The sequence below is a fragment of the Amycolatopsis deserti genome (genome assembly GCF_014653945.1).
In the GTDB taxonomy this organism is placed as follows: domain Bacteria; phylum Actinomycetota; class Actinomycetes; order Mycobacteriales; family Pseudonocardiaceae; genus Amycolatopsis_E; species Amycolatopsis_E deserti.
In genome coordinates, this window is record NZ_BNAU01000006.1 from 333,984 (window position 1) to 358,359 (window position 24,376).

The 24,376-nt window shown below is 71.1% G+C and carries 30 protein-coding genes; 17 read left to right on the forward strand and 13 right to left on the reverse strand.

The window, feature by feature from the left end:
- The first annotated feature begins 55 nt into the window (after nt 1-55).
- A complete protein-coding gene (locus tag IE290_RS25480) occupies nt 56-493 on the forward strand; it encodes an ester cyclase (protein ID WP_191247198.1) in 438 nt (145 codons plus the stop codon).
- Here IE290_RS25480 and IE290_RS25485 read toward each other — a convergent pair.
- The gene (locus tag IE290_RS25485) at nt 471-1,742 is read right to left on the reverse strand and encodes an acetyl-CoA C-acetyltransferase (RefSeq protein WP_191247199.1); all 1,272 of its coding nucleotides are present in this window, start codon (nt 1,740-1,742) and stop codon (nt 471-473) included. The genes IE290_RS25480 and IE290_RS25485 overlap by 23 nt on opposite strands.
- An 82-nt stretch (nt 1,743-1,824) precedes the next feature.
- Between IE290_RS25485 and IE290_RS25490 the strand changes: the two genes are divergently transcribed.
- Together IE290_RS25490 and IE290_RS25495 are read left to right on the forward strand one after the other, a co-directional pair.
- Entirely contained in the window at nt 1,825-3,171 is a 1,347-nt protein-coding gene (locus IE290_RS25490; RefSeq protein ID WP_191247200.1) for a 3-oxoacyl-ACP reductase, read from the forward strand.
- Complete coding sequence (locus tag IE290_RS25495) at nt 3,171-4,025, forward strand: MaoC family dehydratase (protein ID WP_191247201.1); 855 nt, start codon at nt 3,171-3,173, stop codon at nt 4,023-4,025. The genes IE290_RS25490 and IE290_RS25495 overlap by 1 nt, the downstream gene beginning before the upstream one ends.
- On the opposite strand, the gene IE290_RS25500 is transcribed toward IE290_RS25495, so the two are convergent.
- Nucleotides 3,991-4,641: a TetR/AcrR family transcriptional regulator gene (locus IE290_RS25500; protein WP_191247202.1), complete on the reverse strand. Its 651-nt coding sequence runs from the start codon at nt 4,639-4,641 to the stop codon at nt 3,991-3,993. The two genes, IE290_RS25495 and IE290_RS25500, sit on opposite strands and share 35 nt — an antisense overlap.
- A 46-nt stretch (nt 4,642-4,687) precedes the next feature.
- On the opposite strand from IE290_RS25500, the gene IE290_RS25505 reads away from it, so the two are divergent.
- Nucleotides 4,688-5,248, forward strand: a complete 561-nt coding sequence (locus IE290_RS25505) for an SCP2 sterol-binding domain-containing protein (RefSeq protein ID WP_191247203.1) — start codon at nt 4,688-4,690, stop codon at nt 5,246-5,248.
- On the opposite strand, the gene IE290_RS25510 is transcribed toward IE290_RS25505, so the two are convergent.
- The 3 genes from IE290_RS25510 to IE290_RS25520 all read right to left on the reverse strand — a co-directional run bounded on the left by IE290_RS25510 (nt 5,245) and on the right by IE290_RS25520 (nt 7,120).
- On the reverse strand, nt 5,245-5,667 hold the full coding sequence (locus tag IE290_RS25510; protein ID WP_191247204.1) for an FxsA family protein: 423 nt from the start codon (nt 5,665-5,667) through the stop codon (nt 5,245-5,247). The two genes, IE290_RS25505 and IE290_RS25510, sit on opposite strands and share 4 nt — an antisense overlap.
- A gap of 217 nt (nt 5,668-5,884) precedes the next feature.
- A complete protein-coding gene (locus IE290_RS25515; RefSeq protein WP_191247205.1) occupies nt 5,885-6,232 on the reverse strand; it encodes an alpha/beta fold hydrolase in 348 nt (115 codons plus the stop codon).
- A 45-nt stretch (nt 6,233-6,277) separates the two neighbouring features.
- Complete coding sequence (locus tag IE290_RS25520) at nt 6,278-7,120, reverse strand: SAM-dependent methyltransferase (RefSeq protein WP_191247206.1); 843 nt, start codon at nt 7,118-7,120, stop codon at nt 6,278-6,280.
- 57 nt (nt 7,121-7,177) lie between these two features.
- Between IE290_RS25520 and IE290_RS25525 the strand changes: the two genes are divergently transcribed.
- The 3 genes from IE290_RS25525 to IE290_RS25535 all read left to right on the forward strand — a co-directional run bounded on the left by IE290_RS25525 (nt 7,178) and on the right by IE290_RS25535 (nt 10,039).
- Complete coding sequence (locus IE290_RS25525) at nt 7,178-7,822, forward strand: alpha/beta fold hydrolase (RefSeq protein ID WP_191247207.1); 645 nt, start codon at nt 7,178-7,180, stop codon at nt 7,820-7,822.
- 44 nt (nt 7,823-7,866) lie between these two features.
- Nucleotides 7,867-8,160, forward strand: coding sequence for a YiaA/YiaB family inner membrane protein (locus IE290_RS25530; protein ID WP_191247208.1), 294 nt, complete (start codon nt 7,867-7,869; stop codon nt 8,158-8,160).
- 85 nt (nt 8,161-8,245) lie between these two features.
- Entirely contained in the window at nt 8,246-10,039 is a 1,794-nt protein-coding gene (locus tag IE290_RS25535) for an NHL domain-containing thioredoxin family protein (protein ID WP_191247439.1), read from the forward strand.
- Here IE290_RS25535 and IE290_RS25540 read toward each other — a convergent pair.
- Nucleotides 9,990-10,613 carry a TetR/AcrR family transcriptional regulator gene (locus IE290_RS25540; protein ID WP_191247209.1) on the reverse strand — a complete coding sequence of 208 codons (624 nt, stop codon included), beginning with the start codon at nt 10,611-10,613 and terminating at the stop codon, nt 9,990-9,992. The genes IE290_RS25535 and IE290_RS25540 overlap by 50 nt on opposite strands.
- Before the next feature lie 55 nt (nt 10,614-10,668).
- Here IE290_RS25540 and IE290_RS25545 point away from each other — a divergent pair, with 55 nt between their 5' ends.
- The 4 genes from IE290_RS25545 to IE290_RS25560 all read left to right on the forward strand — a co-directional run bounded on the left by IE290_RS25545 (nt 10,669) and on the right by IE290_RS25560 (nt 15,189).
- Nucleotides 10,669-12,030 (forward strand): carboxypeptidase regulatory-like domain-containing protein, encoded by a 1,362-nt coding sequence (locus IE290_RS25545; protein ID WP_191247210.1) that lies wholly within the window; start codon nt 10,669-10,671, stop codon nt 12,028-12,030.
- 71 nt (nt 12,031-12,101) lie between these two features.
- Complete coding sequence (locus IE290_RS25550; protein ID WP_051079572.1) at nt 12,102-12,395, forward strand: GroES family chaperonin; 294 nt, start codon at nt 12,102-12,104, stop codon at nt 12,393-12,395.
- A gap of 17 nt (nt 12,396-12,412) precedes the next feature.
- On the forward strand, nt 12,413-14,335 hold the full coding sequence (locus IE290_RS25555; protein ID WP_191247211.1) for a VanW family protein: 1,923 nt from the start codon (nt 12,413-12,415) through the stop codon (nt 14,333-14,335).
- A 35-nt stretch (nt 14,336-14,370) separates the two neighbouring features.
- Nucleotides 14,371-15,189, forward strand: coding sequence for a maleylpyruvate isomerase family mycothiol-dependent enzyme (locus tag IE290_RS25560; RefSeq protein WP_191247212.1), 819 nt, complete (start codon nt 14,371-14,373; stop codon nt 15,187-15,189).
- Nucleotide 15,190: 1 nt separating this feature from the next.
- On the opposite strand, the gene IE290_RS25565 is transcribed toward IE290_RS25560, so the two are convergent.
- On the reverse strand, nt 15,191-15,880 hold the full coding sequence (locus IE290_RS25565) for a leucine-rich repeat domain-containing protein (RefSeq protein WP_191247213.1): 690 nt from the start codon (nt 15,878-15,880) through the stop codon (nt 15,191-15,193).
- A gap of 79 nt (nt 15,881-15,959) precedes the next feature.
- Between IE290_RS25565 and IE290_RS25570 the strand changes: the two genes are divergently transcribed.
- Nucleotides 15,960-16,325, forward strand: coding sequence for a hypothetical protein (locus tag IE290_RS25570; protein WP_191247214.1), 366 nt, complete (start codon nt 15,960-15,962; stop codon nt 16,323-16,325).
- A gap of 53 nt (nt 16,326-16,378) precedes the next feature.
- Here IE290_RS25570 and IE290_RS25575 read toward each other — a convergent pair whose 3' ends face one another.
- Complete coding sequence (locus IE290_RS25575) at nt 16,379-16,654, reverse strand: GlsB/YeaQ/YmgE family stress response membrane protein (RefSeq protein ID WP_191247215.1); 276 nt, start codon at nt 16,652-16,654, stop codon at nt 16,379-16,381.
- Nucleotides 16,655-16,758: 104 nt separating this feature from the next.
- Between IE290_RS25575 and IE290_RS25580 the strand changes: the two genes are divergently transcribed.
- Nucleotides 16,759-17,079, forward strand: coding sequence for an ArsR/SmtB family transcription factor (locus IE290_RS25580; protein WP_191247216.1), 321 nt, complete (start codon nt 16,759-16,761; stop codon nt 17,077-17,079).
- Nucleotides 17,076-17,573, forward strand: coding sequence for an SRPBCC family protein (locus IE290_RS25585; RefSeq protein ID WP_191247217.1), 498 nt, complete (start codon nt 17,076-17,078; stop codon nt 17,571-17,573). Before IE290_RS25580 ends, IE290_RS25585 begins: the two co-directional genes overlap by 4 nt.
- Nucleotides 17,574-17,597: 24 nt before the next feature.
- On the opposite strand, the gene IE290_RS25590 is transcribed toward IE290_RS25585, so the two are convergent.
- The 4 genes from IE290_RS25590 to mug form a co-directional block, all read right to left on the reverse strand.
- Nucleotides 17,598-18,014 (reverse strand): YciI family protein, encoded by a 417-nt coding sequence (locus IE290_RS25590; RefSeq protein ID WP_191247218.1) that lies wholly within the window; start codon nt 18,012-18,014, stop codon nt 17,598-17,600.
- A gap of 162 nt (nt 18,015-18,176) precedes the next feature.
- Nucleotides 18,177-20,018 (reverse strand): acyl-CoA dehydrogenase, encoded by a 1,842-nt coding sequence (locus tag IE290_RS25595; protein ID WP_191247219.1) that lies wholly within the window; start codon nt 20,016-20,018, stop codon nt 18,177-18,179.
- A gap of 130 nt (nt 20,019-20,148) precedes the next feature.
- Complete coding sequence (locus IE290_RS25600; protein WP_191247220.1) at nt 20,149-20,922, reverse strand: response regulator transcription factor; 774 nt, start codon at nt 20,920-20,922, stop codon at nt 20,149-20,151.
- Nucleotides 20,923-21,121: 199 nt separating this feature from the next.
- Nucleotides 21,122-21,676, reverse strand: coding sequence for a G/U mismatch-specific DNA glycosylase (gene mug / locus IE290_RS25605; RefSeq protein WP_191247221.1), 555 nt, complete (start codon nt 21,674-21,676; stop codon nt 21,122-21,124).
- Between mug and IE290_RS25610 the strand changes: the two genes are divergently transcribed.
- The 3 genes from IE290_RS25610 (at nt 21,675) to IE290_RS25620 (ending at nt 23,684) form a co-directional block, all read left to right on the forward strand.
- Nucleotides 21,675-22,043 (forward strand): VOC family protein, encoded by a 369-nt coding sequence (locus IE290_RS25610; protein WP_191247222.1) that lies wholly within the window; start codon nt 21,675-21,677, stop codon nt 22,041-22,043. The genes mug and IE290_RS25610 overlap by 2 nt on opposite strands.
- Nucleotides 22,044-22,178: 135 nt before the next feature.
- On the forward strand, nt 22,179-23,168 hold the full coding sequence (locus tag IE290_RS25615; RefSeq protein WP_229874699.1) for a N5-glutamine methyltransferase family protein: 990 nt from the start codon (nt 22,179-22,181) through the stop codon (nt 23,166-23,168).
- Nucleotides 23,169-23,501: 333 nt separating this feature from the next.
- Entirely contained in the window at nt 23,502-23,684 is a 183-nt protein-coding gene (locus tag IE290_RS25620; RefSeq protein ID WP_191247223.1) for a hypothetical protein, read from the forward strand.
- Here the strand turns inward: IE290_RS25620 and IE290_RS25625 are convergent.
- On the reverse strand, nt 23,619-24,248 hold the full coding sequence (locus IE290_RS25625) for a VanZ family protein (RefSeq protein WP_191247224.1): 630 nt from the start codon (nt 24,246-24,248) through the stop codon (nt 23,619-23,621). The two genes, IE290_RS25620 and IE290_RS25625, sit on opposite strands and share 66 nt — an antisense overlap.
- Nucleotides 24,249-24,376: the final 128 nt, after the last annotated feature.

Sequence of the window (24,376 nt, forward strand, 5' to 3'; positions counted from 1 at the left end):
GAAATCCCAGACGCGTGGGATGGTCCGGGGGTCATCGCCGCCGCAGGATCACCGCATGACCACTGACCAGCTCAGCAGCAACAAGCAACTCGTCGAGGACTTCATCCAGGACCTGTTCACCAAGGGCGACTCCGACGCCGTCGACCGCTACCTCGACCCCGCGTTCGTCAACCACGACCCGCCGTTCCCGGGTGCTCCCGATGGTCCGGACGGCATGCGCGCGGCCGCCATGATGTTCCGGCAGGCCATGCCCGACTGGCACAGCGACGTCGAGCGGCTCGTCGCCGAAGGTGACATCGTGGTGGAGGTGTTCACCGCGCGCGGCACCCACCGGGGCGAGCTGATGGGCGTGCCCGGCACGGGCGAAACGATCACCCTGCGCGGGATCAACGTGTTCCGCGTCCAGGGCGATCGCATCGTCGAGCGCTGGGGCAGCCTCGACCAACTCGGCCTGCTCCAGCAGCTCGGGCTCACTTCTCCAGGATCGCCGTGATGCCCTGGCCACCCGCCGCGCAGATCGAGATCAGGCCCCGGCCCGAGCCCTTCTCGTGCAGCAGCTTCGCCAGCGTCGCCACGATGCGGCCGCCGGTCGCCGCGAACGGGTGCCCGGCGGCCAGCGACGAGCCGTTCACGTTCAGCTTCGACCGGTCGATCGGCCCCAGCGGCTGGTCGAGCCCCAGCTTCTCCTTGGCGAAGGCCGGGCTCTCCCACGCCTTCAACGTCGCGAGCACCTGGGACGCGAACGCCTCGTGGATCTCGTAGAAGTCGAAGTCCTGCAGCGTCAGGCCCGCCTTCGCCAGCATTCGCGGCACCGCGTAGGCGGGGGCCATCAGCAGGCCCTCGCCGCCGTGCACGTAGTCCACCGCCGCGGTCTCCGAGAACGTCAGGTACGCCAGGACCGGCAGCTTCCGCTCGGCGGCCCACTCCTCGGTCGCCAGCAGGACCGTCGACGCGCCGTCGGTCAGCGGGGTCGAGTTGCCCGCCGTCATGGTGCCGTCCGGGCCGCCGAACACCGGCTTGAGCTTGGCCAGCTTCTCCGCGGTCGAGTCCGGCCGCAGGTTCTGGTCGCGGGACAGGCCCAGGTAGGGCGTCACCAGGTCGTCGAAGAACCCGCGCTCGTAGGCGGCGGCCAGGCGCTGGTGGCTGGTCGCGGCCAGCACGTCCTGCTCCTCGCGCGAGATCTCCCACTCCTTGGCCGTCAGCGACGCGTGCTCGCCCATCGACAGCCCGGTGCGCGGCTCGGCGTTGCGCGGGATCTCCGGCACGATCTGGCCCGGACGCAGCTTGGTCAGCAGCTTGAGCCGCTGGCCGAGCGTCTTCGCGGAGTTGAGCTGCACCAGGATCCGGCGCAGGTCGTCGTTCACCGCGAGAGGGGCGTCCGAGGTGGTGTCGACGCCGCCGGCGATCGCCGAGTCGATCTGGCCGAGCGCGATCTTGTTGGCGACGTTGACGATCGCCTGCAGACCGGTGCCGCACGCCATCTGGACGTCCGCGGCCGGCGTCTCCGGCGAGAGCTTGCTGCCCAGCACGCTCTCCCGGGCCAGGTTGAAGTCCCGCGCGTGCTTGAGCACCGCGCCCGCGGCGACCTCACCGATGCGCTCGCCCTGCAGCGCGAAGCGGCTCACCAGGCCGTCCAGGGCGGCGGTGAGCATGTCCTGGTTGGACGCGTTGGCGTAGCGGCCGTTCGACCGCGCGAACGGGATGCGGTTGCCGCCGACGATGGCGACGCGACGAACGTCCATCAATTCCTCCCACTGCGGTGGTGAGCCTCGGATGACAGTGTAACCTACTCGTGAGTAGGTAAGCTCGGTAAGGAGGCACGTGATGGCCGACCGGTATCAGCAGTTCACCAAGACGCCGATCGGGAAGTTCCTGGTGCCCAAGCTCGGGCTGCCCAACCCGCCGGTGCTGCGCCGGTACCGCCCTGGCCAGCCACCGCTCGATGGTCCCGCACTTTTCGGCTCCGCGCCCGGTGGGCGGCTGGAGAAGACCGTGCCGAACCAGCTCGCGGCCGCCGGGATCGAGGTGCTCACCGAGCAGGCGGGCGGCGACCAGCGCTACGGCGGCCTGGTGTTCGACGCCACCGGCATCACCGACCCGGCGCAGCTGCGTGAGGTGTACCTGTTCTTCCACCCGGTGATCCGCAAGATCGGCTACTGCGGCCGGGTCGTCGTGCTCGGCACCCCGCCCGAGCTGGTGGACGGCCGGGAGCGGATCGCCCAGCGCGCGCTCGAGGGGTTCGTCCGCTCGGTCGGCAAGGAGCTCAAGCGCGGTGCGACCGCCCAGCTCGTCTACGTCGCGCCCGGCGCCGAAGAGGCCGCCGAGTCGACGCTGCGGTTCGTGCTGTCCGCGAAGTCGGCGTTCGTCGACGCCCAGGTGATCCGCGTCGGCGCCACCGGCACCCCGGCGGTACCCGCGATCGAGAACTGGGAAAAGCCCCTCGACGGCAAGGTCGCCCTGGTCACCGGCGCCTCGCGGGGTATCGGCGCGGCGATCGCCGAGGTGCTCGCCCGCGACGGCGCGCACGTGATCGGGTTGGACATCCCGGCGCAGGGCGGGGACCTGTCCGCGGTCGCGAACAAGGTCGGCGGCTCGGCGCTGCAGCTGGACATCACCGCCGCGGACGCGCCGGACAAGCTCGCGTCCTACCTCAAGGAGCGGCACGGCGGCGTGGACATCGTCGTGCACAACGCCGGCATCACCCGCGACAAGACGCTCGGCAACCTCACCGAGGGCGCGTGGGACGCGGTGCTCACCGTCAACCTGGTCGCGCAGCTCGCCGTCAACGACAAGCTGCTGAGCGAGAAGGTGCTCCGCGAAAACGGCCGCATCATCGGCGTCTCGTCGATCGCCGGCATCGCGGGCAACGTGGGCCAGACCAACTACGGCACCAGCAAGGCGGGCGTGATCGGCATGGTGGCCGACGGTGCGCCGAAGCTCGCCGAGTACGGCGCCACCATCAACGCCGTCGCGCCCGGGTTCATCGAGACGCAGATGACCGCGGCGGTCCCGCTGTTCATCCGCGAGGCCGGGCGGCGGCTGTCCAGCCTGGGCCAGGGCGGGCTGCCGGTCGACGTCGCCGAGACGATCGCCTGGTACGCCAATCCGGCGTCGGCCGCGGTGAACGGCAACGTGGTCCGCGTGTGCGGCCAGGCTCTGCTGGGGGCGTGATGACGGTCAAGGAAATTCGCGAGGCGCCGAAGCTGGCGCCGTTGTACGCCAAGGCGTTGCTGCCGCACAGCGGTGGCGGCGGCCTGCCGGACACCGAATACGTGCGCGCGGGCATCGAGTTCGACCCGGCGCACGTGGCGGCCTACAACCAGGTCTGCGGGTTCCGGCTGGGCGACGAGCTGCCGGTGACCTACCCGCACATGCTCGCGTTCGGATTGCAGATGGCCCTGATGACGCAGCCGGACTTCCCGTTCCCGCTGCTGGGCATGGTGCACGTCGCCAACCGCATCACGCAGCGCCGCCCGGTGCGGCTGACCGACACCGGCACGATGCGGGTGCGCGCGGAGAACCTGCGGCCGCACGAAAAGGGCCGCCAGTTCGACGTGATCAGCGAGTACACCACCGCCGACGGTCCGATTTGGACAGAGGTGAGCACGTACCTGCGGCGCGGTGGCGGCGAGGGCGGCGGCAAGCGCGAGCAGCTCGCCGCACCCGCGCCCAAGGCGATCTGGCGCGTGCCTGCCGACATCGGGCGCCGCTACGCGGAGGTGTCCGGTGACCGCAACCCGATCCACCTGCACCCGCTGACCGCGAAGCTGTTCGGCTTCCCGTCGGCCATCGCGCACGGCATGTGGACCAAGGCGCGGGTGCTGGCCGCGTTCGAGGGCAGGCTGCCGGACGCTTACACGGTCGACGTGAAGTTCAAACTGCCCGTGCTGCTGCCGGCGAAGGTCGCGTTCACGTCGTGGCAGACGGGCGACGGGTGGGCTTTCGAGCTGTGGGCGGCGAAGAAACCGAAGCCGCACCTGGAGGGGACGATCACTCCTCCGGACGCCACACCGAACCCTCGATGAGGTCGTTGAACCCCAGCCACACCAGGTTCATCAGCCACGACGCGAGCACTCCGTCGGATACCTCGGAGTGATCGAGCCACCAGTCGGCCAGCGACTCGGCGGCGCCGACGAGCGCCACGGCGAGGGCCGGGCCGGAGAACTCGGCCCGGTCCCCCAGGCCCTTCTTCATGCCCGCGGTGACCACGAGCGCGGTGACCACCTCGATGGCCCGCGAGCGCAGCATGGTGATCTCGTCGGCGAACCGGCCGCCGACGGTCAGCGCCTGGCGGTGCAGCACCGTCCACGAGTCCCGGTACTCGGCGACGAAGCGGTAGAACGAGCGCAGGCCGTGCCACAGCTGCATGTCCGGCGGCAGTTCCGAGCGCAGGCCGTCGCGGACCGCCTCCAGCAGCCGGCCCGCCTCACGGCGGATGCACTTGGCGAACAGGTCCTCCTTGGCGCCCAGGTAGGAGTAGATCATCGGCTTGGAGACGCCGGCGACCTCGGAGATCTCGTCCATCGACGCGGAGTGGTAGCCGTGCCGCGAGAACACCTCGACGGCGGCGTCCAGGATCTGCCGTTCCCGCACGGCCCTGGGCAACCGCCGCGAACGCGGGGCCTTCACGTCTTCCGTCACGCCGAAACGCTACCTCTTCACCCGTTCGCCGGTAGAATCTCCGCCTGTGTCCGGCACAGTCGTCGACGCGTTCGCCCGCCAGATCGATCTGAGCAGGTTGTCCGCGGAGCAGTTCATCCAGCTGCTGGAAACCCTGCACATGCTGGGCTCGGCCGGGACCGGGGTGCACCTGAGCGGGCTGTCCACCGAAACCCTCGCCGACGTCGTGCGCCGCGCGTCGAAGGAGCAGCTCCGGGCGATCGCCGAGCACCCCGAGCTGCGGATGGTGTTCCTGGAGGAGATCTTCCGCCGGATGTCGGACCACTTCCTGGCGGAGAAGGCGCGGTACTCGAGCCTCGTGGTGTGCTGGCGGTTCCCGGGTGGTTCCGGGATCGGCGGGTACGACCGGTTCCAGACGGTCATCGAGGACGGCCGGTGCCACTCGGGGAAGGACCTGGGGCGCGAGCCGGACACGACGATCACGATCGCGCCGGACGACTTCTTCCGCGTGGCGACCGGCAACGCCGCGGTGGCGGCGATGTTCGTGACCGGGAAGGTCAAGGTGAAGGGCGAGTACGCGCCCGCGGTGCGGCTGTCGGGTTACTTCGATATACCGAAACCTGCTTAGCCTTCGATGATCGGGCGGTTGGTGGTCTCCTTGTCGACCACCTCGCTGTCGACGACGATCAGCCGGTTCGGCATGCGGCGTTCGGCGCGCTTGAGCCAGGCGCGGCGGACGACGCCACGGGTGGGCGGCAGCAGCAGGGCCAGCCCGGCGAGGTCGGAGAGGAAGCCCGGGATCATGATGAGCAACCCGCCGAACGCGACGAGCATGCCGTCGGTGATCTCGGCGTGCGGGGACCGGCCGGCCCGCGCGGTGGCGAGGAACGCCTGAGCGGCGCGCGCCCCTTCCCGCCGGGCGAGCCACGAGCCGAGGAACGCCCCGACGACGAGCAGCCCGAGCGTGCCCAGGAAGCCGATGAGCGAGCTGACCGCCCAGACGGCAGCCACCTCGGCGACGATGTACAGCAGCAACACGACAGCCATACCGGTTCAACGTCCGGAACCGGCGGATTTCTCCCGCCCAGGGCGGCCTCGACGGGGGTAGTGCCGGAGGTTCCAGATCCAGGCGGAGAACGCCAGGTCGAGGTGTTCCGGGCAGCCCGGCGCAGGCCGTCTGGCCGGGCCGGTTCAGCATCACGACGGTGTCCGCGGCGGCGAGCCGGATCGGGCTGCCGCCGTGCTCCCGCGGCGTGCCCCGAACCTAGCCGACCTGCCGTAGCACGGCCGCCAGTTCCGCCGGCGGCGTCAGGAACGGGTGGTGCCCGCACGTCATCTCGACCACCGCGCCCGCCCGTTTCGCCTGTTCGCGCTGCACCTCCGGCGGGGTCGCCGGGTCGTCGGTCACCACTCCGCCATAGGAGTGCCCGCACACCACCGCGGGGCCGTCGTCCAGCGCCGCCCGCACCGCCGCGACGTCCGCGTACAGGTCACCCCCGCCGCCGCAGCTGGGCAGCTCCACCGCGACGCTCTCGGGCAGCAGCGGAGCCATCCGGCTCCACCACCACGCGGCGTCACCGACCAGGGCGCCGTGCACGAACACCACCCGCATGTCCCCAACCTGGCACCGCCCGGCGACCGCCGGAAGCGTGTTCGCTCAGGGCTTGCGGGCCACGCCCCCGATGACGCGCGACTCCGAGGGCGTCCGCTGGAACAGGGTGTTCCGGTCCGGGTGCCACGACGGCGCGTACACCAGCCCCGGCTCGAGCAGCTCCCAGTCGCCGAAGAAGCGGGCGAACTCGGCGCTCGTGCGCAGCTGGCCGGGGTTGGTGGTGCCCTCGTAGTACTCCACCAGGTCGGCCAGTGCCTGCCGCTCCTCGTCGCTGCGCGGGTTCTCGTTCGTCATCTGCGACAGGACCAGCAGCGATCCCGGCGCGAGGCGGCTCCGGAAGTACGCCACGCGGCTGTCCGGGTCGTCGGCGTCCTTGATGAAGTGCAGCACCGCGTTGACGACCAGCGCGACCGGCTGCCGCGCGTCGATCACGCCGGTATCCAGCACCCGTTCCCACAGGTCCTCGGCCTGCATGAAGTCCGCCGCGATCGCCACGTGCCGCGCGGGGTCGGCGGTGTCGGCCAGCAGCAGCTGGGAGTGCGCGAGCGCGACCGGCTCGTTGTCGACGTACACGACCCGGCTGTCCTTCTGCGGGCGCGCCTCGTCGGCGACGTCGTGCACGTTGCCGGCCGTCGGCAGGCCCGAGCCGATGTCGACGAACTGCCGGACCCCCAGCCGCGCGCACTCCCGCACCGCGCGGCCCAGGAACTGCCTGCTGGTCTTCATGTACTCGCCGATCAACGGCAGCCTGCGGCGGATCTTCTGCGCGAACTCCCGGTCGATCGCGTAGTTCGTCGTCCCGCCGATGAAGTAGTCGTAGACGCGCGCCGCGGACGGGCGGTCCAGACTGTTCTCGACCGCGCGCAACGCCTCGTCCATGCACCTCATGGTAGTGATCAACGAAGTGTGGATGTAGCTCGCGATGAATTGTCTGATTGGACTCTGATGAGTGATTTCGTCCTGGTGCACAGCCCGCTCGTGGGGCCTTCGACCTGGCAGCGGGTCGCGGCCGAACTGCGCTCGCGGGGTCACCGGGTCGCCACGCCGTCGCTGCTCGGTGCGCTGGACGGACCGGGCCCGTACTACCCGAGGCTCTTCGACGCGGCCGCCGAACCGGGCATCCTCGTCGCGCACAGCGGCGCCGGAGCGCTGGTGCCCGGCATCGCCGCACGGACGCACGCGCCACGCGCGATCTTCGTCGACGCCCTGCTGCCGCACCCCGGCCGCGGCTGGTTCGACACCGCACCGCCCGAGCTGGCCGAGCGCCTGCGCGACCTGGCGACCGACGGCCGGCTCCCGCCGTGGCACGAGTGGTTCCCACCGGGCACGATCACGGACCTGCTGCCCGACCAGCGAATCCGCGAGGAGTTCCTGGCCGAGCTCCCGCGCGTCCCGGTGGCCTACTTCGCCGAACCCGCGCCCGAGGCCGGCCTGCCGCCCAGCGCCTACCTCCAGCTCAGCGCCGCCTACGACGAGGAGGCCGGACAAGCCGCCGAGCGCGGCTGGCCGGTCGAACGGCTGGATGCCCACCACCTCGTGCCGCTCACAGAGCCGGCGGCTGTCGCTGACGCCCTGGAACGGTTTGAGTAGAAGCACTCAAGATTTCCGGATCGCCACGCGCGATTGTTGGGTCCATGACGACGAAGACCACCACTTCGCCAACCACGGGCGCGTTCTTCGCGCAGTCGGCGATCTCGTTCGGCATCTCCCTCGCCGCGGTCGCGGTGGGCGTCGCCTACCTTCCGGTCAACGGCTGGGTCCGCGCTTTCCTCGCGATCGCGATGCTCTACGCCATCACCTCGGCGTTCACGCTGGCGAAAGTCGTGCGCGACCGGCAGGAGAGCAGCTACCTGATGAGCCGGGTCGACCAGGCTCGGCTGGAGAAGCTGCTCGCCGAGCACGACCCGTACCGGGAGCCGGCGTTGTGAGATTCCACATCGTGGACCATGGGAACAACCGGATTCGCGCAGGTCGTTGAACCGTTGCGTGGCATCAGAGCAACGCCAGGCGCGCGTGCGCGCGCCCGAACTCGCCGGGGACGTGTGGCTGAACACCGGCGGCGAAACCGTCACCCTGGCGCAGCTGCGCGGCAAGATCGTGCTGCTCGACTTCTGGACCTCGGGCTGCATCAACTGCCTGCACGTCCTCGACGAGCTGCGCCCGCTGGAGGAGGAGTTCGCCGACGTGCTCGTCACGATCGGCGTGCACTCGCCGAAGTTCCTGCACGAGGGCGAGGCCGCGGCCATCGAGGCGGCCGTGCGCCGCTACGAGGTGCACCACCCGGTGCTCAACGACCCGGAGATGACCACCTGGTCGCAGTACGCCGTGAAGGCCTGGCCGACGCTGGTGATCGTCGACCCGCAGGGCTACGTCGTGCACACCGCCGCCGGTGAGGGGCACGCCGAGGCGCTGCGCCGGGTCATCGCCGAGCTGGTCGAGACCCACGACGCGCAGGGCACGCTGCGCCGCGGCGGCAACCCGTACGTGCCGGTCGAGGAGCAGCCCGCCGACCTGCGCTTCCCGAGCAAGGCCGTAGCCACCGCCGAAGGCCGCATCCTGGTCGCCGACACCGGCAACCACTCGATCGCCGAGTTCGCCTCCGACGGCGAAACCCTGATCCGCCGCTTCGGCAGCGGCACCCGCGGCCGCGCCGACGGCGCCTTCGACGTGGCGAGCTTCGCCGAGCCGTCCGGCCTGGCCCTGCTGCCCGCCGAGGTCGCCGACCAGGCCGGCTACCACCTGCTCGTCGCCGACACGGCCAACCACCTGCTGCGCGGCGTCGACCTGGTCACCGGCGAGGTCACCACCGTGGCCGGCACCGGGAACCAATGGCGCGACGGCGAAACCGACGGCGACGCCCTGTCCATCGACCTGACCAGCCCGTGGGACGTGATCTGGTGGGAGCCAGCGGGCGGCGCGGTCGTCGCGATGGCGGGCAACCACACCCTCGGCCTGTTCGACCCGCGCACCGGCCGCATCTCCCGCTTCGCCGGCACGACCGTCGAGGGCCTGCGCGACGGCAAGCTCGCCGAATCCTTCTTCGCGCAGACCTCCGGCTTGGCCGTGCAGGGCGACCGCCTCTGGCTCGCCGACGCCGAAACCTCCGCGCTGCGCTACGTCGAGGACGGCGAAGTGCACACCGCGATCGGCACCGACCTCTTCTCCTTCGGCCACCGCGACGGCGACGCCGCGGACGCGCTGCTGCAGCACCCGCTCGGCGTCGCGGTACTGGCCGACGGCACGATCGCGATCGCCGACACCTACAACGGCGCGGTCCGCCACTACGACCCGGCGAGCGGCAAGGTCGCCACGCTCGCGGAGAACCTCGCCGAGCCGTCCGGCCTGCTGGTCACCGGCGAGGCGCTGCTGGTGGTCGAGTCGGCCGCGCACCGCCTGACCGCGCTGCCGCCGACCGCGGACGGCCGGCAGGTCGCCGGTGGCGCGCTCGCCGTGCGCCGCCCGCCGACCGAGCTGGCCGCGGGCACCGTCGAGTTCTCCGTGGTCTTCACGCCGCCGCCGGGCGAGAAGCTCGACGACCGGTTCGGCCCGTCGACGCGCCTGCAGGTGACCGCCGCGCCGCCCGAGCTGCTGGCCGAGGGCGAGGGCACCGGCACCGGGCTGACCCGCACGCTGAAGATCGCCGAGGGGCACACCGAGGGCGTGCTGCAGGTCGTCGCCCAGGCGGCGAGCTGCGACTCGGACGCCGAACACCCGGTGTGCCGGGTGACCCGCCAGGACTGGGGCGTGCCGATCCGGATCACGCCGGACGGCTCGGACCGCCTTCAGCTGATCCTCGCGGGGGCGTGAAGGCGCCCGCAAGCACGTCCATGGCCTGGTGGAACAACGTGACCAGGTCCGGATCCGAACCGGGCTGCCAGCACCCGATGGCGGCCCGGTTCGCGCCGATCGCGGCCGCGGCCGTGGTCCGCACGTACAGGTCGTCCACCGCCAGCCCGGTACGCGTGGCCAGAGCCTCCGCCACGGCTTCTTCCAGCGCGCGGTTCGCCTGCGCCACGCGCGGCATCAGCTCCGGGTGCTCGCGCAGCAGCAGCGTCCGCTCGGTCCACACGTCGGTGGCGGCCAGCTCGGCGAACCGCCCGGCGAACACCTCCCGCAACGCCGTCAGCGGCGGCTCGTCCGCGGGCCGATCGATGATGCGCTGCCTCAGCCTGGCGGCCGCGATGTCCAGCGACAACACGGCCTCGTCCTTGGTCGCGAAGTAGTTGAAGAACGTCCGCGGCGACACGCCGGCGGCCGCGCAGATGTCCTCGACCGTCACCCCGTCCGGCCCGTGCCGGCGGTACAGCGTGACGGCAGCGTGGCGCAGGGCTTCGCGGGTGGCTTCCTTCTTGCGCTCGCGCAGACCGGTGGGCGGGCTCACGATTCTTACAGTACTGCATTTTTGCAGCGGGTGCAAAAAGTGATAAGATGACAGCATGGCGGAACATGTCGAAACCTCGGAACGAGTGGCGGAACTCGAAGAACCCGGAAAGATCCGCACCCTCGCCGAGAGCCTGTGGTTCCCCGTCTTCTTCGCCCTCGGTTTCGTGTTCTGCTACCTGCTCGCGTTCCACTCGCCCGCCCCGCACCACATCGAGGTCGCGGTTGCCGACGAGACCGCCGCGGCGCGCATCGGGACGGCGCTGAACCACGCGAGCCCGGGCGCGTTCGACATCCAGCCGGTCGCCACCGCCGACCAGGCCCGCCAGGCGGTGCTCGACCGCGACGCCACCGCCGCCTACTCCGCAGACCCGGCCCACCCGACGCTGTTCGTCGCCAAGGCCGACGGTTACCTGCTCGAATCGGTCCTCAACCAGGCGTTCGCCCCGGTCGCCGCGCAGACCGGGCACGCGCTCACGGTCATCGACCTCGCGCCCACCGAGCCCGGCGACGCGATGGGCACCGGCATGTTCTACCTGGTGCTGATCTGGAACATCCCCAGCTACATCGTCGTGATGATGTTGCTGCGTGCGGTCACGCTGAGCCGCCGCGCGAAGGTCGCCACGCTGGTCGGCTTCGGCGCCCTGCTCACCCTCATCGGCTACGCCGGGGGCGTGGCGATGGACGTCATCCCGAACGACCCGGTCGCGATCCCGGTGGCGTTCCTGCTCACCCAGGCGGTCTCGCTCACCTCGTTCGGCCTGGTGCCGCTGGTCAAGCAGTGGTTCCCGGGTGTGGCGATGGGCCTGTTCGTGCTGCTGTCGATGCCCTCCAGCGGCGGCGCGGTGCCGATCCAGATGGTGCCCGGGTTCTTCCGCGCGCTGCACCCGATCTTCCCGATGGGCAACCTCATCGAGGCCCTGCGCGGCCTGTTCTACTTCGACGGCGAGGGCGTCCTGCGGCCGATCCTGGTGCTGTGCGCGTGGGTCCTGCTCGGCGTCGTCCTGATCGCCGGGCACAGCCTCCTGCAGCGCCGCAAGGCCGGCGTGGTCGAGGAGTCGCCGGTCGAGGACCCGGCCCTGGAAATGCCGCGCCCGACCGCGATCCCGGTGCACGACCGGCACTTCGGTGAGCCGGTGCCGACGCTGACCGGTGCGGTCCACGCCGACGACGGGCGGCCGGTGCCGGGTGCCGCGGTGACGGTGATGGACGGCCGCGGGCACCAGCTCGTCCGCACGACAACCGACGGCGAGGGCCGCTACGCGGTCGCCGGGCTGCCCGAGCAGTTCGTCGATCTGGTGGTTTCCGCGCCCGGTTTCGAGGCGACCGCGAGCCGCGCGCTCGTGCGCGAGGGCGGGACCGCGCACCGGGACTTCACGCTGCGTGGACGGCAACCGCTGATCTCCGCGGCTCGCTGAAGGCACGTAGCATTACCGGCGTGTCGGAAGCCAAGAACTTGCCGGACGACGCGGCGAAGCTGGAAATCCAGATGCTGCACGACCGCGTCCTCGTCCGGGTCTCCGCGGAGGAGGGTGAGCGCCGCAGCAGCGGTGGCATCGTGATTCCGGCGACGGCCCAGGTGGCGCGCCGTCTCGCGTGGGGCGACGTACTGGGGGTAGGCAGTAATGTGCGTAACGTGAAGGTCGGCGACCGCGTGCTGTTCAACCCCGAGGACCAGCTCGAGGTCGAGGTCCAGGGTGAGGCTTACCTGGTGATGCGGGAGCGCGACATCCACGCCGTGGCCACCGAGCGCACGGAGCACGGGACGGGCCTGTACTTGTAACGCGTCCGGGAGGAAGCGTGAGGCGGGAGGACCAGTACTGGCCGGAGCGGGACCCCGATTCCCTCCGGGACGCCGAGACCGCGGTCGGCCCGCGTCCGCCCGCCGAGTTCCTGCTGGACGAACCGCTCGACGCGACCGAGGACGCCCTGGTCGGGGAGCTGCTCGAGGTCGGTGACGCGCCCGCCGCGCCGCCGTCGCCGGGCAAGCGCTTCCTGGCGCGCGCGTTCATGGTGGCGGGCTGCCTGCTGGGTGTCGGGGTCGTCCTCTACGCCGCGGACCTGATCGTCAGCGCCGGGGACGTGCCGCGCGGGGTCACGGTCGCCGGGGTCGAGGTCGGCGGGCTGAGCCGCGAGGACGCCGAGGCGAAGCTGCGCCGCGAGCTGGGCCCGCGGCTGAACGCACCGGTGCCCGTCGAAGCCGGCGACGTGCGCACCACGCTCGACCCGGCGCGGTCCGGCTTGTCCGTCGACTGGTCCTCGACGGTGGCGCAGGCCGGGCGCCAGCCGCTCGACCCGCTGGACCGGATCACCTCGTTCTTCCGCACCCGCGAGGTCGGGGTGGCCACGTCGACCGATCCGGACAAGCTGCACCAGTCGATCGCGCGGCTGGCCGCCGAGCGCATCAACCACCCGCCGACCGAGGGCAGCATCGGGTTCGTCACGCTACCCGGCACGGACGGCGGCGTGCAGCCGTACCCGATCGAGCCGCGCGACGGGCAGGACCTGGTCGACGTCAAGGGCGCCGGGGACATCCTGCGCGCGACCTGGCTGGACAAGAGCGGCGTCCGGTTGCCGGTCGTGCTCACGCCGGTCAAGGTCACTTCGGCCGGGGTCCACTCGGCGCTGGAGCGGTTGGTGGTGCCCGCGGTCGCGAAGCCGGTCACGCTGCACGGCGAGGGCGCCGACGCGGTGCTCAAGCCCAGCGCGATCGCCGCCGCCCTGAAGTTCAGCCCGGCCGACGGCGGTGCGCTCCGGGTCGAGGCCGATCCGGTGAAGCTGCAGCAGGCGGTGCGCGATCCGCTGGCGGTCACGGAAAAGCGCGGCAAGGACGCGCAGATCGTGTTCGCCGGTGGCGTGCCCGCGGTCCAGCCGTCCGAGGACGCGCGGCGGATCGACTGGAACCGGACGTTCCACCCGCTGATGGACGTCCTCGCCAAGCCGGACGGCCGGGACCTGGCGGTGCGCTACCAGACGACCCGGCCGGAGACGACCACCGAGGACGCGAACGCGCTGGGCGTCAAGGAGGTCATCGGCGAGTTCAGCACCGGCGGCCTGTCCGGTCCGGCCGCGACGAACGCGCGGGTCATGGCGGAGAAGGTCAACGGCACGATCCTCCGGCCCGGCGAGACGTTCAGCCTCAACGCCCACGCCGGCGCGCGCAGCCAGTCGCAGGGCTACGTGCCGGCGCCGGTGCACGAGGACGGGTCCGGGCCGGAGGTGATCGGCGGCGGCTCGTCGCAGCTCGCCACGACCCTCTACAACGCGGCGTACTTCGCCGGCCTGACCGACGCCGGGCACACCGAGCACCCCTACTACCTGGACCGTTACCCCGCCGGCCGGGACGCGGTCGCGATCACCGCGGACGGGTCGGCGGTGGACCTGAAATTCACCGACAACCTGCGCAGCGGGGTGGCGATCCAGGCGTCGGTGTCCGGCGGCAGCGTCACGGTGAAGATCTGGGGCACCAGGCAGTACCGGGTGGAGTCCTCGACCGGCTCGTACTCGGACCTCCGGCCGCCCCCGCTGGAGCCCGGCGGCCCCGACTGCCGCCCGTCCAGCGGCCGCCCCGGCTTCACCACGAGCGACACCCGGGTGCTCTACGACGTGACCACCGGCGCCGAGGTCCGCCGCGACACGCGGACCGTCACCTACGCCCCGAAACCGGCCGTGATCTGCGGGTTCGGGGTGAGTTCCGAGCCGGGGGACGCGACAACTCGGTAGCGGTGACGCCGGGGGCGATGCCAGCATCCGGCGGCATGGAGATCTTCGGTCCGGTGCTGGACGTGCGGCCGCTGTTCGGCCGCGAGCGCCACGAGTTGCTGACGTTGCTGGAATCGCTGAGCGCGCAGGAGTGGTCGGCGCCGACGGTGTGCCCCGGCTGGACCGTGCACGACATCGCCGGGCACATCCTGAACGACTACATGCGGCGGTTGTCGGGTAGCCGCGACGGCTTCGCCGGCGCGAAGTTCGCCAACGACGAGACCCTGCCCGCCTACCTGGCCCGGGTCAACGACGAGTTCGTCCGGGCGATGCGCCAGTGCAGCCCCCAGTTGATCGTGCAGCTGCTCACCGTCCTCGGCCCGGAGCTGGACCGGCTTTGGGCGACCTTCGACCTGACCGCTCCGGCGGCTCTGGACGTGTCCTGGGCCGGGGACGGCCCGAGCCCGGCGTGGCTGGACATCGCGCGCGAGTACACCGAGTTCTGGGTGCATCAGCAGCAGATCCGGGACGCGGTGGGACGTCCCGGCGCCGACCAGCTGGAGCTGGCCGGTCCGGTGCTCGACGCGTTCATGCGCGCACTGCCCCACACGCTGCGCGACGTGGTTCGCCCGGAGGGCACCGCGGTCCGGGTCACCCTCGACGGCGCCGGTACCTGGCACGCGCGGTCCGACGGCCACCGGTGGCGGATGGCCGCCGAGGGCGAGCCCGCGGCCACGGTGACCATGCGCCCCGGCGACTTCTGGCGCCTCGCCACACGCGGCATCTCCCCCGACGAGGCCCGCCGCCGAGCGACCACCACCGGCGACCCCGAACTCGCCGAGGCCGTGACCAGCCTCGTGGCCGTGGTCGCCTGAACTAGCGCAGCACGAGGCAGTCGTCGAGGTCGTTCAGCCACGGCGGGGTCTCCAGCCACCGGTTCCAGCGCAGGTCGAGCTTCACCAGTGGCAGCTCGGCGAGCCCGTCCGGCAGCGTGCGCAGCTCGTTCTCCCGCAGGTCCAGGTACCGCAGGTCGCGCAGCTTGCCGATCGAGGCGGGCAGCTCGGTCAGGTGGTTGCCGCGCAGGTGCAGCTCGCGCAGCGCGCTCAGCTCGCCGATGCTGTCCGGCAGCTCGTGCAGGTCGTTGCGGTACAGCCGCAGTTCGCGCAGCTCACGCAGGCCGGACAGGTCCTCCGGCAGGGCGGTCAGGCCGTTGTCGGTCGCGCTCAGGTACCGCAGGCGGCCGAGCCGGGTCAGCTCGTCCGGCAGCCTGGTCAGGCGGTTGTCCGAGAGGTACAGGTACTCGGTCAGGTTCGGCAGGTCGCCCAGTTCGGCGGGCAGCTCCGTGAGCTGGTTGTGGCCGAGGTCGAGCGTGTGCAACGCGGTCAGTCGCGCGATCGCGGCCGGGATCGAGGTCAGCCGGTTCGCGGCGAGGTTGAGCACGCCCAGCCGGTCGAGGCCCCACAACTCGTCCGGCAGCTCGGTCAGCTCGTTGTCGTAGGCGCTCAGGTACTCCAGGCCCGCGGGCAGCGGGGGCAGCCGGGTGAGGCCCTGGTGGTCGAGGTCCATCGACGGAACATACCCGCGCGATCACTCCGCGTACGTTCCGATACCCTCCGTCACCGTTCTCGAGAGAGGGAGGATCTCAATGAAGAAGTCCCTGGCCGTTTTGGTGGCGGCCACGGCGATGGTGGTGTTGCCCGGGACGGCGGTGGCCGCCGAGGGCGAACCGGCGCTGGTGCACGCCTCGCCGCAGAACAGCTGCAAGCTGAACATCCGCGCCGGCGCGGATGTCGGCTCGGCCCTGCTGCACACGCTGACCTGCACGAACTACACGACGTGCGTGCACACGCCCGAGCGGGAGCTGCCGTGCGGGCAGGTCGTCACGGGCGGCACGTACACCTGCGTCGGGTCCGATGGCAAGCAGCTGACCGACAACCGGTGGGCCGAGGTGCTGTGGCGCTCGCCCCAGCAGTCGTTCGTGGCCGTGGGCTGCGCCGCGTTCCGGTCCTGAACACGAACGTGCCCCGGGAGGGCGGACCTTCCCGGGGCACACGTCCGTGTGCGTTACCTACTCAGTTTCCGCCGGCCGTACATGCCACTGACCAGCGAGACCCCGATCGCCGCGATGACCACCTGGGTGATCAGCTCGAGCCAGTCGAAGCCCTTGGTGTCGGCGTAGCCGATGCCCCGCGCGATCGCGGTGCCGATGAACGCGGCGACGATACCGACGATGATCGTGAGCCAGATCGGGATGCCCTGCTTGCCGGGTGCGATCAGCCGACCCAGCGCGCCGATGATCAGACCCACGACGATCGCGCTGATGATTCCACCGATTGTCATCGCAACTCCTTCAGCTTCGGTGTGCTCAGGGAGTACCTTCCCGCGCCGCTTTCAAACCCGCATATTTGCGCACGCTTATATACGTTTCGTGTGATACTTCGCAGGTGGACGTGTTCGAAGCGGTGGCCGAGCCCAGCCGGCGTACGCTGCTGGACCTTCTGGCCCACGGCGAGCGGCCCGCGGGCGATCTGGTCGCGGCGCTGCCCGGCCTGACCCAGCCGGCCGTGTCCCGCCACCTGCGCATCCTGCGGGAGGCCGGCCTGGTCGAAGTTCGCCCGGACGGGCAACGCCGGATCTACGCGTTGCGCCCGGAGGGCCTGTCCGACATCGACAAGTGGCTCGCCCGCTACCGCCGCTACTGGGCGCGCCACCTCGACTCCCTCGAGCGCCACCTGGCGCGCAACCAGGAAGGACACCAGGAGTGAGTTCCGAACCCGGCACCATCGAAACCGACGGTGAGACGGCGGTCATCCGCTTCGAGCGCCACCTGCCGTACCCGATCAAGGACGTGTGGGCCGCGATCACCGATCCCGCGCGGCGCCGCGCGTGGTTCGGCGAAACGGTGCTCGACATCGAGGCCGGCACCATCGAGATGCTGCCCGAGGACCCGCCGGCCGCCCCGGACGCCAAGCGCATGACCGGCCGCATCCTGGTCTGGGACCCGCCGCGCGTGTTCGAGCACGAGTGGCGCCAGCGGATCGTCGAAGACGGCGTGGTCCGGTACGAGCTGTCCGAAACCGCGACCGGCACGCTGCTCGCGTTCACCCACCGGGGGCTGTCCGTGCGCAACGCCCGCGGGTTCATCCCGGGCACGCACGCCTTCTTCGACCGCCTCGACGCGCACCTGGCGGGTGCCGAGCCGCCCGCGTGGTCGGAGCGCTACACGGCCGTCGCCCCGGCCTACCCGTCCTGGTCCTGACGCGGTGCCCGTGCGTCCGAACGGTCATTCGTGGCAGGGGGCGACATTGGGCTGGGGGCCCAGGAACGGGCGCACCTCCAGCCATTCGTGGATCGGCTTGCCACCCGCTCCGGGCGCGGCCGACAACTGCCCGGCCAGCTCCAGTGCCCGGTCGTAGCTGTCCACGTCGATCACCATCCAGCCGGCGATCAGGTCCTTGGTCTCCGGGAACGGGCCATCGGTCACCGGCGGGCGCCCCTCCCCGTCGTAGCGCACCCACGTCCCCTCCGCGGCCAGCGCCTGACCGTCGACGAACTCCCCGGTCTCCTCCAGCCGCGCCGCGAAATCCCGCATGTACTGCACGTGCGCCGTGATCTCCTCCGGCGACCACTGATCCATCGGCACGTCGTTGACCGCCGCCGGAGCGCCCCGGTAGTGCTTGAGCAACAGGTACTTCGCCATCGTGAACTCCTCGCCCTTGTGCGACCCATTCTGATCGCGATCACCCCCGGGACGGAGCCGTTCACCGGATCTCGACACGACCGCCGGACTTTTTTCTCCCGAACACGCGAAAGGCCCCCTCACACGGCGCGAGGGGGCCTTCCACAGGGGATTGCGGGGAGATCAGAACGCCGACTCCGGGACCTCCATGAGGTCGTTGTCGGCGGCCTCGACGACCGCGCGGCGCGCGGTCAGCTCGGGCAGCACCTGCTTGGCGAAGAACGACGCCACCGCGATCTTGCCCTGGTAGAACGCCTGGTCCCGGGCCGAGGCGCCGTCCAGCTTGGTCAGCGCGACCTCGGCTTGGCGCAGCAGCTGCCAGCCCACCAGCAGGTCACCGGCCGACATCAGGAACCGGACGGTGTGCTGGCCGACCTTGTACAGGTTCTTGACGTCCTCCTGCGAGGAGGTCAGGTAGCCGATCATCGCGCCGAGCATGCCCTGCACGTCCTCCAGGGCGCGCTTGAGCAGCTCCCGCTCGTTCTTCAGCCGGCCGTTGCCCGCCTCGGACTCGATGAACTTGGTGATCTCGCTCGCGATGTAGCCCAGCGCCTGGCCCTTGTCGCGGACGATCTTCCGGAAGAAGAAGTCCTGCGACTGGATGGCCGTGGTGCCCTCGTACAGCGAGTCGATCTTCGCGTCGCGGATGTACTGCTCGATCGGGTAGTCCTGCAGGAAGCCGGAGCCGCCCAGGGTCTGCAGCGACTGCACGAGCTGCTCGGTGGCGCGCTCGGAGCCGACGCCCTTGACGATCGGCAGCAGCAGGTCGTTGACCCGCTCGGCCAGCTTCAGCGAGTTCTCGTCACCCTCGCCGGTCCACACCTGGTCCTGGAAGGACGCGGTGTAGAGGTAGACGGCGCGCAGGCCCTCGGCGTAGGCCTTCTGCAGCATCAGCGACCGGCGCACGTCCGGGTGGTGCGTGATGGTGACCCGCGGCGCGGTCTTGTCGGTCATCTGGGTCAGGTCCGCGCCCTGCACGCGCTCCTTGGCGTACTCCAGCGCGTTCAGGTAGCCGGTGGACAGCGTGGCGATCGCCTTGGTGCCGACCATCATCCGGGCGTACTCGATGACCTGGAACATCTGCGCGATGCCGTCGTGCACCTCGCCCAGCAGCCAGCCCTTGGCCGGGGTGCCGTGCTGGCCGAAGGTCAGCTCGCAGGTGGTGGAGACCTTCAGGCCCATCTTGTGCTCGACGTTGGTGACGAACACGCCGTTGCGCTCACCGAGCTCGCCGGTGTTGGTGTCGAAGTGGAACTTCGGCACGAGGAACAGCGACAGGCCCTTGGTGCCCGGCTTGGCCTCGATGCCGGGGCCCTCGGGGCGGGCCAGCACCAGGTGCATGATGTTCTCGGTCATGTCCTGGTCGGCGGAGGTGATGAACCGCTTCACGCCGTCCAGGTGCCAGCTGCCGTCCTCCTGCAGCACGGCCTTGGTGCGGCCGGCGCCGACGTCCGAACCGGCGTCCGGCTCGGTGAGGACCATCGTGGCGCCCCACGCGCGGTCGATCATGATCCGCGCCCAGCGCTTCTGCTCCTCGGTGCCGTTGCGGTCGAGGATCATCGCGAAGTTCGGGCCCGCCATGTACATGAACAGGGCCGGGTTGGCGCCGAGGATCAGCTCGGCGGCCGCCCACTGCACGGTCGGCGGCAGGCCGAGGCCGCCCAGGTCGTTGGTCAGGCCCAGCCGCCACCACTCGCCGTCCCAGAGCTGCTGGTAGCTCTTCTTGAACGACTCCGGCAGCTTGGCCGAGAACGTCTTGGGGTCGTACACCGGCGGGTTGCGGTCGGCGTCGGCGAAGGACTCGGCCAGCGGGCCGACCGCCAGGTTGTTGAGTTCCTGCAGCGCGCCGCGCGCGGTCTCCTCGTCGGAGTCCGCGAGGACCCCCTTGCCGAGGCGCTCCTGGACGTTCAGCACCTCGAACAGGTTGAACTCGAGGTCTCGCACGTTGGACTTGTAGTGGCCCATGTCGTCGCTCCGTTGTCGATCGGGTTTCCGGCTGGGCGCATGCTGGTCCCCTACTGGCCGGTAACATCAGGATATTACCTGTGGGTAACCGCGGCAAGCGAATCCAGCCGGTTGTGACGCACGGATCGCGCTATCGGGAGCGGTATTTGACCACCCCGGGGGCCGACGAACCGGGCGTGAGCCGCTGCTCGGGGCCGTCGTCGGGCTGGGCCACGAGGATCCCGGCGCGGAAGGCGATCGTCACGGCGTGGGTGCGGTCGCGGGCGGACAGCTTGCGCAGGATGCTCTTCACGTGCGTGCGCACGGTTTCCACGGACAGGTAGAGGACCTTGGCGATGCCCGCGTTCTCCAGGCCCTCGGCCACGAGCTGCAGCACCTGGTACTCGCGGCGGGACAGCGGCATCTGGGCGCGGCGCACCGCGGCGGCGCTGGCGGACTGGCGGGCCGCGGAGACCAGCGTCGCCAGCGACGGGTCCACGTAGCGGCGGTCCAGGTAGGCGCGGCGGATGCCCTCGACGAGCCGCCGCGACTCGGCCGAGCGCGGGATCGCGGCGTGCACACCGGCCGCGATGGCGTCGTGCAGGAAGGCGGGTGTGCGGTTGGCCTCACGGACCAGGGCGATCACGATGAGTGCCGGATCACCGGCGATGAGCAGCTTGCTGAGGTGACCGTGCGGGTCGAGCCCGGAGTCGACGAGGATGACGTCGGGGTGGATCTGCTCAGCCAGCTGCAGCGCCCCGTGCGGGTTGATGGCCTGCCCCGCCCAGTGCATCCCCTGCGTGCGCTGCACGAGCCCGGAGAGTCCCTCGCGGTAGATGGGCACCGGGTCGACCGCCGCGACACCCACACTGCGGCCGGCCGATGGTCCCTGCGGCACCCGTGTGGGGTCGTTACTGCGCGTCATCACAAAACTCCGTCTCGGCAAGGCCGGTCGTGGGAGCACGCACGGCCCGGGCGACCCGCCCCCCTCGACGTCCGCCCGGGCTCACTGTGGCGCCTCGACCCGATCCTCCCTGCTGGAACCGGCCACGACCGACACCCGTCAATTGTGTGACCCGCCGGGGCCGTCCGCGTGACGCGGGTTCACCCGCTTGTGTCGCGAACTACTCTGAGTAAACCGCGTGGCGCAGGTCGGCGAAGGCTTCCGCGAGCGTCGTCGGCGTCCAGTGTGCGTTCAGACCACTCGGATTGGGCAGCACCCACAAGCGTGTTTCACCGAGCGAATGCGGCTGCCGGCCCACCGCCGCGCGCGGACGGCCGAACGCCGTCCGGTAGGCGGTGATCCCGACGACCGCGAGCCAGCGCGGCCGGTACCGCGCGGCCTTCTCGGCGAGCCGGAGGCCGCCGGCGCGGAGTTCGTCTCCGGTCAGCTCGTCGGCGCGCGCGGTGGCCCGGTTGACGACGTTGGTGATGCCGAGACCCAGTGCGAGCAGTTCGTGCTGCTCGCTCGGGTCGAAGCGGCGCGGCGTGAAGCCGGACGCGTGCAGCGCCGGCCAGAAGCGGTTACCGGGGCGGGCGAAGTGGTACCCGGTGGCGCCGGAGTAGAGGCCGGGGTTGATCCCGCAGAACAGCACGTCGAGGCCGGGTTCGATCACGTCCGGGATCGTCGTCCCCGCTGCTGCGGCGAGTTGTTCTCTGGTGGGCCGGGAGGAAACCATGCGAAGCCGGATACTAGCCGTCGCCGTGGACTGCCACGACGCCGAATCGCTCGCGCGGTTCTGGTCGCGCGCGCTGGGCTACGAGGAGATCCGGCGCTGGCAGGACGACAAGGGCGTCGAGTACGTCAACGTCGGGACCGACGAGGTGTGCATGCTGGTGTTCCAGCCGGTCGGCGAGGACAAGGTGGTGAAGAACCGGCTGCACCTGGACCTGGCGCCGGAGGACGGGACCCAGGCCGACGAGGTCGCGCGGCTGACCGAGCTGGGCGCGCGCGTGCTCTCGGACGATCCGGACCTGCCGTGGGTGGTGCTGGCCGACCCCGAGGGCAACGAATTCTGCGTGCTCCCGCCGCGGGAGGTGGGCTAGGCTGCGGGCGTGTTCTGCGTGTGCGTGGCCCTGGACTGGTGGGCGCCGTCCGAGTGACGGCCGTTGTGAACCCCACTTCGAGCCGTCTTCGGACGGCCGTGCGTTCGAAGACGGCTCCCCGCACTGGAGCCTCTCGTGGAACCCCCGATCGAAGTCGGCGCCGACCTGCGCCCTGAAGTCGCCATCCGGCTCGCCTCGCAAGGCGTCCGTCTGTTGTGGCGCGACGATTTCGTGGCCGCGCGCCGCCTGCTCGCCGCGATGGGCAAGCGGTTGCCCGCGCGGGCGCCGGATTTCTACCGCTACCGCCAGTCCCGCCGGAACCGGGCGCGCGTGCTCGGCATGCTGCTGGTCGAGGTCGGCCCGGACCTGCGCGTCGACCTGCCGCGGGCGCCGGACGTGCGGGCGGCGGTCCGTGCCGCCGGTGGTGAGCCGGGCCTGGTGCCGCTGACCGAGCTGCTCGGGATGCTCAGCGCGTACGAGTGGCGGGTGAAAGGCGTGCCGGTCGAGGCGCTGGGCGCGCGGATCCACCCGCACTACGGCGTGTTCGCCCCGACCCGGCAGGACTACGTGTCACTGGTGGCCCGCGCGCCGCTGTCCGGCGTCCGGAGGGCGTTCGACATCGGGACGGGCACCGGGGTCCTGGCCGCGGTCCTGGCGCGCCGCGGGGTGCCGGAGGTGGTGGCGACGGACATCGCCCCGGCCGCGGTGGCGTGTGCCCGGGAGAACGTCCGGCGGCTCGGATTGCCGCAGGTCAGGGTGGTGGAGGCGGACCTGTTCCCGCCGGGCCGCGCGGACCTGGTGGTGTGCAACCCACCGTGGCTCCCCGGCGCGGCGCGTTCGGCGCTGGACGCCGCGGTGTTCGACCCGGGCTCCCGGATGCTGGCGGGTTTCCTCACCGGAGCGGCCGCGCACCTGGCCGGTGGCGGTGAGGTGTGGCTGATCCTGTCCGACCTGGCGGAGCTGGTCGGCCTGCGCACGCGGTCGGAGCTGCTGGCTCGCTTCGCGGCGGCCGGCCTGACGGTGGCGGACCGCCTGGACGCACCCCGCCGGCGGCACCCCGGGGCGGACCCACTCGCGAAGGCCCGCTCGCAGGAGGTGGTGTCGCTCTGGCGCCTGCACCCCTGACCGGCGACCCGTCATGGCGCCGACGATTCTGCCGAGATGCCGACGCACATCGACGGCGCCGAGACGGTCCCCGCCCGCGTCGAGGAGTTCGACCTCGGGCGGGGCTTTCCGCCCCGGAGAGCCGTGTCTGAGTGTCCCCACCGGCACCACCACCAGGAAGGCCGCACGGCCACGCCTCCCGCCCCAGGAGCGCATCTGACCGAGGTGGCAGCCGGGCAAGGCCCGCACCGTCAGCCGGCCCGAGCCGCGCCAATCGGGCGAAGGTGGCGGATTCACCACGACCCGGGTACGGTATGTGATCTGCCACACAAGCACGACGCCAAAGGAGGCGGCGTGGAGTTCGCGATCGTCCTCGGGCTCGTCGTCCTGGTCTTCCTGACCGCCGGCGTGGTCGTCACCTGGGAGGACCGCCGGGCGGCCCGGCGCAAGGCCCAGCAGCGGGCCGCGGCTCTAGCGCGCCTCGGTGAGGTGGGCCCGCTCGCGCCGCGCCGGCTCGCCGACCGGCTGGACGGCTGACCGCAGCACGAGGAACAGCGTCGCGGCGATCCAGCCGAGCGCGGCGCCCGTCGTGTTGGTGATCAGGTCGTCGACGTCGAAGATCCGGTACTGGAACGGCGCGGTCCCGAAGTTCGCGGTCAGCTGCGTGATCTCCACGGCCAGCGAGATCCCGAAGCCGAGCAGCACCGCCCCGGTGAACCCCCGCTTCCACAGCAGCCGCGCGAACAACCCCAGCGGCACGAACAACAGCACGTTCAGCGTCATCTGCTCGAACGCCGTCGTGGACAGCGCGTTGATCCCGTCCTCGACGGCCTCCCGCCGCGCGTCGGCGATCCACTGGAACGGCTCCAGCTGGATGGTCTGGGCCAGCCGCCGCCCGCCGGCGCTGGGCAGCGGCAGGAACGTCACGGCCAGCGCGAACGACGCGTAGGCGATCACCGTGGCGGTCGTCACGACCCGTCCCGGCCGGACCCGCCCGAACCGGGCGTGCTGCAGCGCCAGCTGCGGGACCAGCACGGTCCCCCAGATGGCGAGGAACCCGATCAGTCCGAAGTGGAGGGCGGTGACCTGCGCTGTCGTCATGCTTCGACGCTATGGCGGTGACCCGGTCCGCCGAATCGGCCGAGAAGCCCGCCCGCGATCACCGCCCTCGGCCGAATGGCCGATCAGGTGCCCGACTTTTAACCGGGCTTCCACCTTTCGGGCCTGGT

Coding starts and splice junctions, on each gene's coding strand:
- IE290_RS25595 (WP_191247219.1), bottom strand. CDS start 20,018: ATGGGCCACTACAAGTCCAACGTGCGAGACCTCGAGTTCAACCTGTTC.
- IE290_RS25520 (WP_191247206.1), bottom strand. CDS start 7,120: ATGAGGTGCATGGACGAGGCGTTGCGCGCGGTCGAGAACAGTCTGGAC.
- IE290_RS25485 (WP_191247199.1), bottom strand. CDS start 1,742: ATGGACGTTCGTCGCGTCGCCATCGTCGGCGGCAACCGCATCCCGTTC.
- IE290_RS25545 (WP_191247210.1), top strand. CDS start 10,669: ATGGCGGAACATGTCGAAACCTCGGAACGAGTGGCGGAACTCGAAGAA.
- IE290_RS25525 (WP_191247207.1), top strand. CDS start 7,178: ATGAGTGATTTCGTCCTGGTGCACAGCCCGCTCGTGGGGCCTTCGACC.
- IE290_RS25515 (WP_191247205.1), bottom strand. CDS start 6,232: ATGCGGGTGGTGTTCGTGCACGGCGCCCTGGTCGGTGACGCCGCGTGG.
- IE290_RS25565 (WP_191247213.1), bottom strand. CDS start 15,880: ATGGACCTCGACCACCAGGGCCTCACCCGGCTGCCCCCGCTGCCCGCG.
- IE290_RS25560 (WP_191247212.1), top strand. CDS start 14,371: ATGGAGATCTTCGGTCCGGTGCTGGACGTGCGGCCGCTGTTCGGCCGC.
- IE290_RS25590 (WP_191247218.1), bottom strand. CDS start 18,014: ATGGCGAAGTACCTGTTGCTCAAGCACTACCGGGGCGCTCCGGCGGCG.
- IE290_RS25550 (WP_051079572.1), top strand. CDS start 12,102: ATGCTGCACGACCGCGTCCTCGTCCGGGTCTCCGCGGAGGAGGGTGAG.
- IE290_RS25625 (WP_191247224.1), bottom strand. CDS start 24,248: ATGACGACAGCGCAGGTCACCGCCCTCCACTTCGGACTGATCGGGTTC.
- IE290_RS25610 (WP_191247222.1), top strand. CDS start 21,675: ATGCGAAGCCGGATACTAGCCGTCGCCGTGGACTGCCACGACGCCGAA.
- IE290_RS25570 (WP_191247214.1), top strand. CDS start 15,960: ATGAAGAAGTCCCTGGCCGTTTTGGTGGCGGCCACGGCGATGGTGGTG.
- IE290_RS25600 (WP_191247220.1), bottom strand. CDS start 20,922: ATGACGCGCAGTAACGACCCCACACGGGTGCCGCAGGGACCATCGGCC.
- IE290_RS25490 (WP_191247200.1), top strand. CDS start 1,825: ATGGCCGACCGGTATCAGCAGTTCACCAAGACGCCGATCGGGAAGTTC.
- IE290_RS25495 (WP_191247201.1), top strand. CDS start 3,171: ATGACGGTCAAGGAAATTCGCGAGGCGCCGAAGCTGGCGCCGTTGTAC.
- IE290_RS25530 (WP_191247208.1), top strand. CDS start 7,867: ATGACGACGAAGACCACCACTTCGCCAACCACGGGCGCGTTCTTCGCG.
- IE290_RS25575 (WP_191247215.1), bottom strand. CDS start 16,654: ATGACAATCGGTGGAATCATCAGCGCGATCGTCGTGGGTCTGATCATC.
- IE290_RS25480 (WP_191247198.1), top strand. CDS start 56: ATGACCACTGACCAGCTCAGCAGCAACAAGCAACTCGTCGAGGACTTC.
- IE290_RS25510 (WP_191247204.1), bottom strand. CDS start 5,667: ATGGCTGTCGTGTTGCTGCTGTACATCGTCGCCGAGGTGGCTGCCGTC.
- mug (WP_191247221.1), bottom strand. CDS start 21,676: ATGGTTTCCTCCCGGCCCACCAGAGAACAACTCGCCGCAGCAGCGGGG.